Source organism: Aeromonas sp., from assembly GCF_051657805.1.
Classification (GTDB): domain Bacteria; phylum Pseudomonadota; class Gammaproteobacteria; order Enterobacterales; family Aeromonadaceae; genus Aeromonas.
Genome location: NZ_JBOFLJ010000052.1, coordinates 20096 through 34373 on the forward strand (window position 1 = coordinate 20096; position 14278 = coordinate 34373).

11 protein-coding genes and 1 riboswitch are annotated in these 14278 nt (G+C 63.5%); of the genes, 8 read left to right on the plus strand and 3 right to left on the minus strand.

The genetic code is table 11. The features are described 5' to 3' along the window. Window positions 1–7 precede the first annotated feature (7 nt). From ACRCYW_RS15875 to ACRCYW_RS15900, 6 genes are all read left to right on the plus strand, one after another. Entirely contained in the window at window positions 8–1876 is a 1869-nt protein-coding gene (locus tag ACRCYW_RS15875; RefSeq protein ID WP_438551013.1) for an amidohydrolase, read from the plus strand. Window positions 1877–1917: 41 nt separating this feature from the next. Continuing rightward, window positions 1918–2670 carry a pirin family protein gene (locus tag ACRCYW_RS15880; RefSeq protein WP_438551014.1) on the plus strand — a complete coding sequence of 251 codons (753 nt, stop codon included), beginning with the start codon at window positions 1918–1920 and terminating at the stop codon, window positions 2668–2670. Beyond that, window positions 2663–4228, plus strand: coding sequence for an MFS transporter (locus ACRCYW_RS15885; protein WP_438551015.1), 1566 nt, complete (start codon window positions 2663–2665; stop codon window positions 4226–4228). Before ACRCYW_RS15880 ends, ACRCYW_RS15885 begins: the two co-directional genes overlap by 8 nt. A gap of 169 nt (window positions 4229–4397) precedes the next feature. Continuing rightward, window positions 4398–6071, plus strand: coding sequence for a sensor histidine kinase (locus tag ACRCYW_RS15890; protein ID WP_167388964.1), 1674 nt, complete (start codon window positions 4398–4400; stop codon window positions 6069–6071). A gap of 67 nt (window positions 6072–6138) precedes the next feature. Then, window positions 6139–6879 (plus strand): LytR/AlgR family response regulator transcription factor, encoded by a 741-nt coding sequence (locus ACRCYW_RS15895; protein ID WP_438551016.1) that lies wholly within the window; start codon window positions 6139–6141, stop codon window positions 6877–6879. A 108-nt stretch (window positions 6880–6987) separates the two neighbouring features. Further along, the gene (locus tag ACRCYW_RS15900; protein ID WP_332504661.1) at window positions 6988–8181 is read left to right on the plus strand and encodes an L-lactate MFS transporter; all 1194 of its coding nucleotides are present in this window, start codon (window positions 6988–6990) and stop codon (window positions 8179–8181) included. Window positions 8182–8253: 72 nt separating this feature from the next. Here ACRCYW_RS15900 and ACRCYW_RS15905 read toward each other — a convergent pair whose 3' ends face one another. After that, window positions 8254–9378: a 5-(carboxyamino)imidazole ribonucleotide synthase gene (locus ACRCYW_RS15905; RefSeq protein WP_438551017.1), complete on the minus strand. Its 1125-nt coding sequence runs from the start codon at window positions 9376–9378 to the stop codon at window positions 8254–8256. After that, window positions 9375–9884, minus strand: a complete 510-nt coding sequence (gene purE, locus ACRCYW_RS15910; RefSeq protein ID WP_100861597.1) for a 5-(carboxyamino)imidazole ribonucleotide mutase — start codon at window positions 9882–9884, stop codon at window positions 9375–9377. Before purE ends, ACRCYW_RS15905 begins: the two co-directional genes overlap by 4 nt. 358 nt (window positions 9885–10242) lie before the next feature. Continuing rightward, a riboswitch (cobalamin riboswitch) is annotated at window positions 10243–10418 on the plus strand. A gap of 50 nt (window positions 10419–10468) precedes the next feature. Between purE and ACRCYW_RS15915 the strand changes: the two genes are divergently transcribed. After that, window positions 10469–12301 (plus strand): TonB-dependent receptor domain-containing protein, encoded by a 1833-nt coding sequence (locus ACRCYW_RS15915; protein ID WP_438551018.1) that lies wholly within the window; start codon window positions 10469–10471, stop codon window positions 12299–12301. Between the two features lie 114 nt (window positions 12302–12415). Then, window positions 12416–13204, plus strand: coding sequence for a glutamate racemase (gene murI, locus ACRCYW_RS15920; protein WP_438551019.1), 789 nt, complete (start codon window positions 12416–12418; stop codon window positions 13202–13204). Between the two features lie 4 nt (window positions 13205–13208). Here the strand turns inward: murI and ACRCYW_RS15925 are convergent, their stop codons facing one another. After that, entirely contained in the window at window positions 13209–13700 is a 492-nt protein-coding gene (locus ACRCYW_RS15925) for an RNA recognition motif domain-containing protein (RefSeq protein ID WP_438551020.1), read from the minus strand. Window positions 13701–14278: the final 578 nt, after the last annotated feature.

Consider the following 14278-nt stretch of genomic DNA (forward strand, 5'->3'; position numbering starts at 1 on the left):
ACCCATCATGTCCCATCACGCAAGTTTGATCCTGATGAATGGCGATCTGCATACCGTGGATCCCGCCAACCCCCTGGCCAGCGCCGTCGCCATCCGCGCCGGCAAATTTATCGCCGTGGGCACGGATGCCGAGGTGATGACCCATGCCGGCCCCGAGACCCGGGTCATCGACCTGGCGGGGCGCACAGCTATTCCCGGCCTCAACGACTCCCACCTGCACCTGATCCGCGGCGGCTTGAACTACAACCTGGAGCTGCGCTGGGAAGGGGTGCTATCCCTCGCCGAGGCGCTACGCATGCTCAAGGTCCAGGCCGAGCGCACCCCCCATCCCCAGTGGGTGCGGGTGGTGGGCGGCTGGTCCGAATTCCAGTTTGCCGAGCGCCGCATGCCGACCCTGGAGGAGCTCAACCAGGCCGCGCCGGATACCCCGGTCTTCGTGTTGCACCTCTATGATCGCGCCCTGCTCAACCGCGCCGCCCTGCGTGCCGTCGGCTATACCCGGGAGACGCCGAATCCGCCGGGTGGCGAGATCCAGCGGGATGCCCAGGGCAACCCGACCGGCATGCTGATCGCCCGCCCCAACGCCATGATCCTCTACGCCACCCTGGCCAAGGGGCCCAAGCTGCCCTATGAGACGCAGCTCAACTCGACTCGCCACTTCATGCGTGAGCTGAACCGGCTCGGCGTCACCAGCGCCATCGACGCCGGCGGCGGCTTCCAGAACTACCCGGAGGACTACCAGATCATCGAGGAGCTGGAGAAGGCGGGTCAGCTCAGCATCCGCATCGCCTACAACCTCTTCACCCAGCGCCCGAAGCAGGAGCTGGAGGACTTTGAGCGCTGGACCGACATGTTGGCGCCGGGCAGCGGCAGCGACTTCTACCGCCACAACGGGGCCGGCGAGATGCTGGTCTTCTCCGCCGCCGACTTCGAGGACTTCCTCGAGCCGCGCCCGGACCTGCCCCCCGGCATGGAAGACGAGCTGGAGCGGGTGGTGCGCCATCTGGTGGAGCATCGCTGGCCATTTCGCCTGCACGCCACCTATGACGAGTCCATCTCGCGCATGTTGAACGTGTTCGAGAAGGTGAATCGCGACATTCCCTTCAACGGGTTGCACTGGATCTTCGACCATGCCGAGACCATCAGTGAGCGCAACATAGAGAGGGTCAAGGCCCTCGGTGGCGGCCTCGCCATCCAGCACCGCATGGCCTTCCAGGGGGAGTATTTCGCCGAACGTTACAGCCGGGAGGCGCTCTCCCACACCCCGCCGGTCACCCGCATGCTGGAGGCCGGGGTGCCGGTTGGCCTGGGTACCGACGCCACCCGGGTCGCCAGCTACAACCCCTGGACCGCGCTCTACTGGCTGGTCTCGGGTCGCACCGTCGGTGGTCTGCAGATGTATGACGACAGCAATCGCCTGCCGCGGGAGACGGCGCTCTCCCTGTGGACCAACGGCAGCGCCTGGTTTTCCAGCGAGCAGGGCAAGAAGGGGATGCTCAAGGTGGGTCAGCTCGCGGATCTGGTGGTGCTCTCCGAGGACTTCTTCCGGGTGCCGGAGGAGGCCATCAAGGGGATAGAGTCCGTGCTGACCCTAGTGGACGGCAAGATAGTGTTTGCCCAGGGCCCCTTCGGCACCATGGCGCCCCCCGAGTTGCCGATCCTGCCGGACTGGTCACCCACAAGACTGGTGCCCGGTCATTATCGTCCGGCCTCGGCCCAGCAGGCGCTGGTGGGCACCCAGCCTCAGTCACACCAATGCTGCGGCCCCTGCGGGGTACACCAGCATCAGCATGACAAGGCCCGCAACGCCTTCATGCCGGTTTCCGACGACCAGGCTTTCTGGGGCGCCCTCGGCTGCTCCTGCTTCGCCTTCTAATCCTCATCAGCGGGGGCGCTCGGCGCCCCCAGGAGAATCCCATGACAGCCTTCATCAAGCGCCCGGCCGATCGGTTGCACTACCTGCCGGCCAGCGAATATCACCCCGCCAACACCTACTTTCACTTCTCGTTCGCCAACTACCATGACCCGGACAACATCCATTACGGCGTGCTGCGGGTGGTGAACGACGATGACGTCAAACCCCACAGCGGCTTCGATCGGCATCCGCACCGCGACATGGAGATCGTCAGCTACCTGCTGCACGGCAAGCTGACTCATTGGGACAGCGTCACCCGGGAAGAGGAGGTGCTGGAGCGCGGTCATATCCAGGCCATCACGGCCGGCACAGGGCTGACTCACTCAGAGTTGAACCGGCACGACGAGTGGACCCGTTTCCTGCAGATCTGGATCCTGCCACCGGCGCAGGGACTGGCCATTCGTTATGGCAGCGCCAAACCGGCGGCCAGCGAGCGGGAGAACCGCTTGCTGCACCTGGTGAGTCCGCTGGACGGCGGCACGGCGACGCCGCTGCACCTCAATCAGGACGTCAACTTCCACGTCACCGAGCTGACCCGGCCCGATGCCGAGGTGGTGTTCGAACTGGCCGAGGGGCGTCAGGCCTATGTCAGCTGCATGGAGGGAAGCCTGGTGCTGGTGGGGATGACGGATCTGGCAGAGCGCGATTCCCTCGAGGTGACGGGCCCGGCCAGCTTGCGACTGAGCGCTCCACAGGGCCATGGCCACGCCATCATCATAGAGATGCCGCGGATGGATGAGCGCTATCGTGGCTGATCCGACAGTTTCCCCTTGGGCGCCGTTTCGGCGGCGTCCCTTCCTGGTGCTCTGGCTGGCGACGCTGTTTTCCAACGTCGGTACCTGGATGCACGACGTGGGGGCCGGCTGGCTGATGACCAGCCTGGACCCGGATCCCGGCATGATAGCCGCGGTGCAGGCCATGACCACCTTGCCTGTGTTCTTGCTGGCGCTGCCGGCCGGCGCCCTGGCCGACATCCTCGACCGGCGCCGGTTGCTGCTGGTGGTCAATGGCGCCATGCTGCTGGTCGCGGCCCTGCTGGCGTTTTGGGTGCAGGGGGGCGGGATCAGCAGCCAGGGCTTGTTGCTCATCACCTTCCTGCTCGGCTGTGGCGCGGCTTTTCTCGCCCCGGCCTGGCAGGCGATCGTGCCGAGCCTGCTGGTGCGCAAGGAGTTGCAGGCCGGCATCGCCCTCAACAGCATGGGGATCAACATCAGCCGCGCCATCGGCCCGGCGCTGGCTGGCCTGTTGATCGCCCAGGTCGGCATGGCGATGCCCTTCCTGCTCAATGCCCTGAGCTTCCTGGCCATATTGGCGGCGCTCTGGTGGTGGCCCGGCGAGACCGGTGGCGCCGCTCGGTTGCCGGCCGAACGGGTGTTGCCCGCCATGGTGGCCGGGCTGCGTTACGCCCGCCGCAGTCCGCCACTGCTCGGGGTGCTGCTGCGGGCTGGCGCCTTCTTCCTGTTTGCCAGCGCCTACTGGGCCATGCTGCCGCTGGTGGCCCGGCTGCAACTGGGGGGCGATGCCACCCTCTATGGCGCCCTCACCGCCAGCGTCGGCCTCGGCGCCGTGCTGGGGGCCCTGCTGTTGCCGCGTCTGCGTCGCCGCCTCTCGGGCCATCGCATCGTGATGCAGGGATCCGTGGGGACGGCGCTGGTGTTGCTGGTGCTGGCCACCTCCCGCTCGGTGCCCCTGGCGCTGTTGGCCGCCTTGCTGGCGGGAGCCTGCTGGATTGCCACCCTGTCGAGCCTGATGATAGCCGCGCAGGGGGCGCTGCCGGACTGGGTGCGGGCCCGCGGCCTCTCCCTCTACCTCACCGTGCTCGCCGGTGCCATGGCGCTCGGCTCTCTCGGCTGGGGTCAGCTGGCGAGCCAACTTGATGTGACCGTGGCCCTGCTGGTGGCCGCCGCCGGCATGCTGCTGCTCATCCCCTTCACCAGCCGGGTGCACCTGGATGGGGGCGAGCGTGCCTTGCAGGCGAGCGGGCACTGGCCAGAGCCCGCGTCGGTGGCGCCCGAGCTGCAACAGGCTGGCCCCGTGATGATATTGGTGCGCTACCGGGTGCTCGGCGGTGAGGAGCCGGCCTGCCGGGCCCTGCTGCGTCGGCTCGGCGAGAGTCGGCGCCGGGATGGCGGGCAGGAGTGGCACCTGTTTCGCGAACCGGCGAGCGGCGATCTCGTCGAGACCTTCGTGCTCCCCTCCTGGCTCGACCATCTGCGCCAGCATGAGCGGGTGACGGAGGAGGAGGCGCGGCTGCAGGAGCAGATCCGGACGCTCTGCGAGACGGTGCGGGTCGAGCACTATCTGGCCGGTTGATGACGCAGGTTGGTCTCGCACGGGCCAGCCTGCAACGCAATGGCTCCCTTGGCGGGTCGTCTGAGGTAAACTGGGGCCTCCAGCGCTGCCATTTCGATGTTTCCTCTCTTCCCTGGCAGTCCTTCATACACCCTATAGTGCGCCCTGGTGGCCGCCGGCCGGAGGGGCCATGCTCGAAAATCAGATGATGTTGTTGGCGGTGTTCGAACGGGCGGCCCTGATGCTGATGACCCTGTTCCTGCTGACCCGCACCCGGCCCTTCCAGCGCCTGTTCCAGAAGCGGGATCACACCCCGGCGGAGCTGGTGATGGTCGCCGCCATCTTCTGCCTGTTCGCCGTGTTCAGCACCTACACCGGCATCCCGGTGGAGGGAGCCCTCATCAACGTGCGGATCATCGCCATCATCTCGGGGGGCATCCTGTTCGGCCCCTGGGTCGGCATCCCGGCCGGGGTCATCTCTGGCCTGCACCGCTACCTCATCGACATGGATGGTCACACCTCCATCCCTTGCCTCATCGCCAGCATCATCGCCGGCCTGCTGGCGACCTGGCTGCACCTGCGCTGCCGCAAGTCGCGGCTCTGGCTGTACGGGATCCTGGCGGGCATGGCCTGCGAGGGATTGACCATGCTGCTGATATGGATCCTGACAGAGCCTCACGCCATCGGGGTCGAGATTGTCAGCCATATCGCCTACCCCATGATGGCGGGGACCCTGTGTATCGGCCTCATCATCAAGCTGGTGCAGGACCTGGACGACGAGAAGGAGCTGATCGCCGCCAAGCAGGCCAAGCTGGCGCTGGATATCGCCAACCAGACGCTGCCCTTCTTCCAGAAAATCGATCGCCACTCCCTCGGCCAGGTGTGCGAGGTGATAAGGCGCGAGATCAGCGCGGACGCTGTGGCCATCACGGATACCCGGGACGTGCTGGCCTACGTGGGGATCGGCAAGGGCTACTACGAGCTGGACGAGCACCACGCCATCAGCGACATGACCCAGCGCGCCGTGCTGCTGGATCAGATCATCATCAACAACGATCTGCGCCAGTACCATCTGTCGGACTTCCACTCCGTCATCATCATACCGCTGCGGGAGAACGGCGTGGTCAGCGGTACCCTCAAGATCTATTTCCGCCGTACTCACAGCATCACCAGTTCCCTGCGGGAGATGGCGGTGGGCCTCTCCCAGCTCATCTCCACCCAGATGGAGGTGTCGCGCATCGAGCAGCTCAAGGAGATGACCCGCAAGGCGGAGTTCACCGCATTGCAGAGCAAGATCAACCCGCACTTCCTGTTCAATGCCCTCAACGCCATCTCGTCGCTGATCCGCATCCGGCCCCAGCAGGCGCGCCAGCTGATCGCCAACCTGGCGGACTATCTGCGCTACAACCTCAACAAGGGGGACGAGCTCATCGATATTCAGGAGGAGCTGCAGCAGGTGCGTGACTACGTGGCCATCGAGCAGGCGCGGTTCGGCGACAAGCTGGAGGTGGTGTTCGAGGTGGATGACGTGCATATTCAGGTGCCGAGCCTGCTGCTGCAGCCCTTGGTGGAGAACGCCATACTGCACGGCATCCAGCCCCGCAGCGCGCCGGGCCGGGTCACCATAGAGGTGAAACAGCTGGCGGGTGGCATACGGGTGGCGGTGCGCGACACCGGCTACGGCATCAGCCAGGCGGTGATCGATGGGGTGGCCGCCGGCCGGGTGGAGAGTCGCAGTATAGGCCTGATGAACGTTCATCAGCGGGTCAAGCTGCTGTACGGCGACGGCCTGCAGCTCAAGCGGCTCGAACCCGGCACCGAAGTCTGTTTCTATTTGCCGGATCCGGAGGCCATGCCGTGCTGAGCGCTATCGTAGTGAATGATGAAGGCCCGGACCTGTTGACCTGTTTGCCGGGTGTGGAGGGGATGCCATGTTGAGAGCCATCATAGTCGAAGACGAATACCTGGCCCGGGAAGAGCTGGCCTATCTGGTGGCCCAACACAGCACCATCGAGATAGTGGCGAGCTTCGAGGACGGGCTGGAGGCGTTCAAGTACCTGCAGGATCACGAGGTGGACGTGGTGTTCCTGGATATCCAGGTGCCCTCCATCGATGGCCTGCTGCTGGCCAAGAACCTGCACAAGTCGAGCCATCCACCCCACATCGTCTTCGTCACCGCCTACAAGGAGTTCGCGGTGGAAGCGTTCGAGCTGGAGGCGTTTGACTACATCCTCAAGCCCTACAACGAGCCGCGCCTCATCAGCCTGCTGCAAAAGCTGGAGCACGCCGGTCGGCTGCAGCCGAGTCAGGGCGCCGAGCCCGGCGGGGAGAGCCCGAGTCAGAACCGCACCGTCAACCTGGTGAAGGGGGAGCGCATCATAGTCACCCCCTGCGAGCAGATCTATTACGTGGAGGCGGACGAGAAGCTGACCCATGTCTACACCCGCACCGATCGCTACGTGATGACCATGACCATCAGCGAGTTCGTCAGCCGGCTGCCGGCGGAGGGCTTCTTCCGTTGCCATCGATCCTACTGCGTCAACATCAACAAGATCCGTGAAATCGTGCCCTGGTTCAACAGTACCTACCTCATCCGGCTCCATGATCTGCCGTTCGAGGTGCCGGTCAGTCGCAGCAACATCAAGGCATTCCGTCAGCTGATGCGGCTCTGATTGTCATTCATTCCCGCCGATCTGCATTTCATGCCTTAATCGCGCTGCAACTCATGCGCCGCTCCTATAGTTGGCTCAACTTCCCGAGTCCACCGCCCGAGGCGCATCATGACCAAAGAGATGAATCGCACCCGGTACCTGACCCTGATCGGTACCATCATCACCCAGTTCGCCCTGGGCTCCGTCTACACCTGGAGCCTGTTCAATGCCCAGCTTTCCGACAAGCTGGACGAGCCGGTCAGCCAGGTGGCCTTCGCCTTCGGTCTGCTCAGCCTCTCCCTGGCGGTCGCCTCCTCCATGGCGGGCAAGCTGCAGGAGCGGTTCGGGGTGCGCAACGTCACCCTGGGGGCCGGCGTGCTGCTCGGCATTGGCTTCTTCCTCACCGCCCATGCCAGCAACCTGGCAATGCTCTACCTCTGCGCCGGCATACTGGTGGGCTTCGCCGACGGTACCGGCTACCTGATGACCCTCTCCAACTGCGTGAAGTGGTTCCCGGAGCGCAAGGGGCTGATCTCCGCCTGCTCCATCGGTGCCTACGGCCTCGGTAGCCTGGGCTTCAAGTACATCAACCTGCTGCTGCTGTCGAACAACGGCCTGGAGGCGACCTTCCAGCTGTGGGGCCTGATCGCCATGTCCATGGTGCTGGTGGGCGGCATGCTGATGAAGGATGCGCCCAAGCAGGCTGCCTCCCTGCAACAGGCCGAGAGCCGCGACTTCACCCTGGCCGAGGCGATGCGCAAGCCGCAGTACTGGATGCTGGCGCTGATGTTCCTCACCGCCTGCATGAGCGGTCTCTACGTCATCGGCGTGGCCAAGGATATCGGCGAGAAGATGGTGGGTCTGCCGGGGTCGGTAGCGGCCAATGCCGTCGCCATCATCGCCATGGCGAACCTGGGTGGCCGTCTGGTGCTGGGCATACTGTCTGACAAGATGTCCCGCATCCGGGTCATCACCATAGCCCAGGTCATCACCCTGTGCGGCATGGGACTGCTGCTGTTCGTGCCCCTCAATGCGAACCTGTTCTTCGTGGCGGTGGCCTGCGTGGCCTTCAGCTTCGGCGGCACCATCACAGTCTACCCCTCTCTGGTGAGCGACTTCTTCGGCCTGAACAACCTGACCAAGAACTACGGCGTCATCTACCTGGGCTTCGGTCTCGGCAGCATCATAGGCTCCATAGTCGCGTCCCTGTTCGGCGGCTTCATGGCGACCTTCAACCTGATCCTGGTGCTGATGGTGGTGGCCCTGGTGCTCTCCCTCACCATCCGCCTGCCGGCTCCCGTCGCGGCGGTCGACAGGGCCTGATCCCTCTCGCTTCTCAAGCTGTAAAAAAAGACCCGGGCCAAGGCCCGGGTCTTTGCATTTCAAGGGTTGGATTCAGCGTGGCGGCAGCCCCAGCAGGGCGCGCAGGGTGCGGGCATGGGCCTCCACCGTCGGCCAATCCTGGCCGGTGACGGTGACATGACCCATCTTGCGACCGGGGCGCGCCTCGCCCTTGCCGTAGAGGTGCAGGTGCACCCCGGGCAGGGCCAGGGCGCCGGCCCAGTCCGGGGTGCCGTGCTGCCACAGATCCCCGAGCAGGTTCAGCAGGATGGCGGGCTGGACTTCGGCTTGCCTGGGTAGTGGCAGATCGCACAGGGCGCGCACCTGCAGCTCGAACTGGCAGCAACCGGCGTTGTCGATGCTGGGATGGCCCGAGTTGTGGGGGCGGGGGGCCATCTCGTTGACCAGCAGCTTGCCGTCCACCAGGAAGAACTCCACCGTCAGCACGCCCACGTAGTCGAGGGCGGCGATCAGGTGCTCGGCGATGCGCTTGGCCTCGGCTTCGAGAGTCGGGACATTGGCGGGGGATCGGGTCTGATCCAGGATGCCGCCGCTGTGCCAGTTCTGCACCAGGGGCAGGGCGCTGATGGCACCGCTCGGGCTGCGCGCCAGGGTCAGGGCAAACTCTCCCTCCAGCGGCAGCCGCTTCTCCAGCACGCAGGGCACGCCGCTGGTCGCGAGGGCGGCGGTCAGCTCGGCGCCGTTGGTGACTGTCCACTGTCCCTTGCCGTCATAACCCTCGCGGGCTGTCTTGAGGATGGCGGGGAAGAGGCTATCGGGCAGGGCCGGCAGGGGTTCATTGGGGAGCAGGGTCAGGTTGGGGGCGACCGGAACCCCGGCGCGGGTCAGGAAGGCTTTCTCCTCCCGGCGATCCTGACACACCCTCACCGCACTGGCGGCGGGGCGCACCGGCAGGTGCTGTTCCAGCAGGGCCAGGGAGGCCGCCGGCACGTTTTCGAACTCGCAGGTGACGGCGACGCAGCGACGGGCCAGCTCGGTCAGCGCCTCGGCGTCGTCATAGGCGGCCACTATCTGCTGATCGGCGGCGGCACCGGCGATGCTGGTGGGATCCGGATCCAGCACCACCACCTGATAGCCGAGGCGATGGGCCGCCATGACGAAGTAGCGGCCGAGCTGGCCGCCGCCGAGCATCCCCAGGGTGGCGGGAGGCAGTATCATGCCGGCTCCTCCAGTTGCAGGGCCAGCACCCGATCGCGCTCCTTGGCACGGAAGCCGTCGAGCTGCTGCTGATAGCGGGGGGCGTCTTTGTCCTGGGCGACCGATAGCAGGGAGACGGCGAACAGGCCTGCATTGGCGGCACCCGCCTCACCGATGGCGAAGGTGGCGACCGGTACCCCTTTTGGCATCTGTACTATGGAGAGCAGGGAGTCCATCCCCTTGAGCTGACGAGTCGGGATCGGCACCCCGAGCACGGGTATCGTGGTCTTGGCGGCCAACATGCCCGGCAGGTGGGCGGCACCGCCTGCCCCTGCGATGATGGCCCGCAGGCCGCGCTCGCGGGCGCTGGCCGCATACTCGAACAGCAGGTCCGGGGTGCGGTGGGCCGAGACCACCCGCGCCTCGTAAGGGACGCCATGTTCCTTGAGGATGCGGGCGGCCGCCTGCATCACGGGCCAGTCGGAGTCAGAGCCCATCACCAGGCCGATCAAAGGGGGGTTCGTCATTACGGCTTCCTTGGATGTCAAACGTTTGCCGCATGTTACCAAAAAGCCACGCAACCCGGTTCAAAATTTCACGTGCTCGGCGATCTTGGCCAGGGGCTGGGGGCCGTTCTGGCGAGGCTGCCAAGCCTTATCCTGCACCAATATCAAAGAGTTCAACGGCTTGTACCAGGATGCCCTCACCGAGGGGTGGCATTGTCTTTCTGGGCCACTGCCGCACTGGATAGATAGTGATGACCATGGACCGGACCACTCTGATGTCCAAGCCTCTCTTCATTGGGGCTATTCGACGACGCCGGGTTGCCGAGAGGAGAAAACAGATACAGAAATCCAGATGGCTATACATCCGGTCTGGCTCTGCCTATAATCCCCCCGCTTTGGCGCATCATGCTTAATAGGGAATCCGGTGAAAATCCGGAGCTGGCGCGCAGCGGTAAGGGGGAACGAAGCGACATCAGGCACTGCCATCGGGTGGGAAGCCGTCGCATAGGCCATCAGCCCCCGAGCCCGAAGACCTGCCAAAGTTCGTATTTCGGGCCGAGAGAAACCGGCCACGGAAGATGCTTACGCGAACTTAAGGATCTCTCATGTCCAAGACATTATTGGCGGCTGCCCTGTTGCCGGCGGCGGCCTTCGCCCAGACTCCCATTGCCAACGATACCCTGGTGGTGACCGCCAACCGGGTGGAACAACCCGCCAGCACAGTCCTCGCCCCCGTTATGGTGATCGATCGTGCCGAGATCGAGGCCCGTCAGGTACAGAGCCTGCCGGATCTGCTGAAAACCCTGCCGGGGGTGCAGATCACCACCCTGGGTGGTCGTGGCAATGTCAGCAGCCTGTTTATCCGCGGTACCAACTCCAACCACTCCCTCGTGCTGATGAACGGCCGCCCCATCGCCGCCATGGTGGCCGGCACGCCGGATCTGAGCCAGATCCCCCTCGGCAACATAGAGCGCATCGAATACATCCGCGGCCCGCGTGCCGCCGTCTACGGTGCCAATGCCATCGGCGGTGTCATCAACCTCATCTCCAAGACCTCCGCCAAGAGCGGCAGCGAGACCCACCTGAAGGGCGGGGTAGGCAGCCATGGCTACGGTCAGGGTCAGGTACGCACCGTGCAGGCCCTGGGTGAGCAGACCGACATGAACCTGCTGGTGGGCTATGAGCGCACCGACGGCTTCGACGTGGTGGCCGGTGCCCAGCAGCCGGATCGGGACGGCTTCGACAGCCTGAACGGCCAGTTCGGTCTGAACCACGCCTTCAACGAGGCCTGGAGCGCCGACTTCAATGCCCAGGGCTATGACAACCAGACCGAGATGGACGATCCCTATATGTCGGCGGATCAGAGCCGGGTGCAGGCCTTCCAGTATGACGGTGGCCTCAAGTACCAGAGCGGCGCCCTGAGTAGCCGGCTGGAGGCCAGCTACGGTGAGAACAAGCTGAAGAGCTGGTGGGAGAGCAATGGGGAGTCCAGCGCCGAGCCCATCCACACCGGTCTGACCCGTTTCTCCTGGATCAACAACTGGAGCGGTGTGGAAGGTTTGTCCCTGACCGGTGGCGCCGACTGGCAGCAGGAGCAGATGAAGTCCGATTCCCGCAGCTATGGTCAGTCGTTCAATGCTCCGGATCGCGACAACACCGGTCTGTTCGCGGTGGCGAGCTACCGCTGGCAGGCCCTGCTGGGTGAGTTGTCCGGCCGTACCGATGACAACGAGCAGTATGGTCGCCACAACACCTGGTCCGCGGCGGCCGGGTTGGACATCAATGAGAACCACAACGTACGGTTGAGTTATGGCACCGCCTTCAAGGCACCGACCTTCCTCGACCTCTATTACCCGGGTTATGAGAACCCGGATCTGAAGCCGGAAGAGAGCAAGAACCTGGAGCTGGACTTCTCCGGCCGGTACACCGCCTGGGACTGGTCCATCAACCTGTACCGCAACGAGATCCAGAACCTGATCGCCTGTCAGAGTGCCTTCTCCAGCTGCAAGCCGGATAACACTGACGCCGAGATCCGAGGGGTGGAGGTGGCCCTTGGGCTGGAAACCGGTCCGCTTCGCCACGATCTGAGCTTCGATTACACCAAGACCGAAGACAAGAACGACGGGGACCAACAGTTGCTGCGCCGTGCCAAGCAGAAGGCTAGCTGGCTGACCCAGGCACAGCTGGGCCCGGTGGATCTGTCGACCGAGCTGCTCTACGTGGGCAAGCGGGATGACAAGAACTTCAGCAGCTTCCCGGCCGAGCGAGTGGTGCTGGGCTCCTACACCCTGGTCAACCTGGGGGCCAGCTACGAAGTGCTGCCTCAGCTGACCCTGGGTGGTCGCATCGACAACCTGTTCGATCGCGACTATGTGCCGGCCTATGGCTATGCCTCACCGGGGACCGAGTTCAAGCTGACCGCCGATTACCGTCTCTGATCTCACCTCTGCTTATAATAGAGAGGAAAAGCGAGGCCCCGCCCTGTGCGGGGCCTTTTCTATTGGCCGCTCGCGGGAGTATGATCGCCGCTTCGCATCCAAGGGGGATCTCAGGTGGCCAATATTCTAGTGTTCGACTCAGGCATGGGCGGTTTGACCGTCTATCGAGAGATCCGTCGCACCCTGCCTGCGCACAACTATGTCTATTGCTTCGACAACGCCAACTTCCCCTATGGAGAGCTGAGCGAGCCTGCCCTCATCGCCGCCTGCTGCCGCCTGGTCAGCCACATGGTGGCCGAACATGCCATCGATCTGGTGGTGATCGCCTGCAACACCGCCAGCACCATAGCGCTTCCCTCCCTGCGTGCGGCACTGACCGTTCCTGTCGTGGGGGTCGTGCCCGCCATCAAGCCCGCCGCGGCCCTGACCCGCAATGGCTGCATCGGCCTGTTGGCGACCCCTGGTACCGTCAGCCGTGAATATACCCATACCCTGATCGCCCAGTTCGCACCGGGCAAACGGGTGCTGCTCAAGGGGTCGACCGAGCTGGTGATCGAAGCCGAGCACAAGCTGGCGGGGCGACCGGTCAATATGGCGTTGCTGCGGGAGGTGCTGGCGGATTGGGTGGAAGGGGAAGATGTCCCGGATACCCTGGTGCTGGGCTGTACCCATTTCCCGCTGCTTGACGACGAGATCCGGCAACTGATGCCGGATTGCCAGTTGGTGGATTCGGGTCGCGCGGTCGCGCGAAGGGTGGCCCATCTATTGGCCGAAGTGCCGACAGCCATCACCGAAGAGGGGAAGGGGCGGGCATATTGCACCCGGCTGGATGCGCAGGCCCAGAAACTGACAACCCCCTTGCAAGCTTGGGGGTTGTCATCATTCGAAGAGGTTGAGTTCTGAGTGATCAGGCGTCGACGTCGACACCTTCCCGCTCATCCCTGTCCCGCTTGTCATTCGCTTCACGCACCTTGAGGGTGCGCTGCTGATATTCCTTGTCATTGAGGGCGGTGATCGCCTTGGCCGCATCGGCGGCTGGCATCTCCACGAACCCGAAACCCCGACGCTTGCCGGTTGCCTTGTCCTTCATCAAACGAACTGAAATCACCTGACCCTGCTCGGCAAACAGCTCACGCACGGCGATCTCGTTGGCGCGATAGGGCAGGTTGCCTACATATAAGGTGCAGGTCTCTTGATTCGTGCTTGGCTCGGCCGCGCTGGCGGGAGCCCGGTTAAGGAGCAGCGGTACGACGAAACCGCCGATGGCCAGACCCACGGCAAAAATGACTTCGGCTTTCAGAGAAAACTGCAGGGCCTGGGCAACCAGGTAGCCGACCAGTGCCAACACCAGGGCGAGCACGGCGGCCTGCACATAAGCAGGAAACTTGGATAAATTCATCTTTAAAGACCTTTTGTAAATGAAAGCAAAAAAGGTGCAACACTCTATTCACCTCCATGGTAACCAGCTTTATGGCCGGGCGCTACCATGGACCACTCGGGAGACATTATCCGCTTCAGTATGGCATTCATTTGACGAGGAATTGCCAATAAAGTGCCATTAAAACAGGGCTGAAATCATCGGCTTGTGGATAACATTGTATATATACACTGAGTAAGCTGTTTCTAATTGGATAATTTCAAGTTTCCGTGACTTTCTTCAAAAAATGCCTTGTCATCCTGCCGCCGCTCCCTATAATGCGCCCCTACCAGCACGGCGGAACAAGCCAAACTGATGAGCTCGCTTCCTCCGGAAGCCAGCGCCGAAAGAAAAGCGAAAACAAGCGCTTGACTTTCGAAGTGAGGTGGGTATTATACGCCACCTCAGCGCGACAAGCGCCACGCTCTTTAACAATTTGAATCAAGCAATCTGTGTGGGCACTCACAGCATCGAGCATCAAAAACAATTTTTGATTTTCAATGTCTGATGAAGTGACCAACGCAACGAAAGTTGCAGCAGTTAATTCAGCAATTCATTGA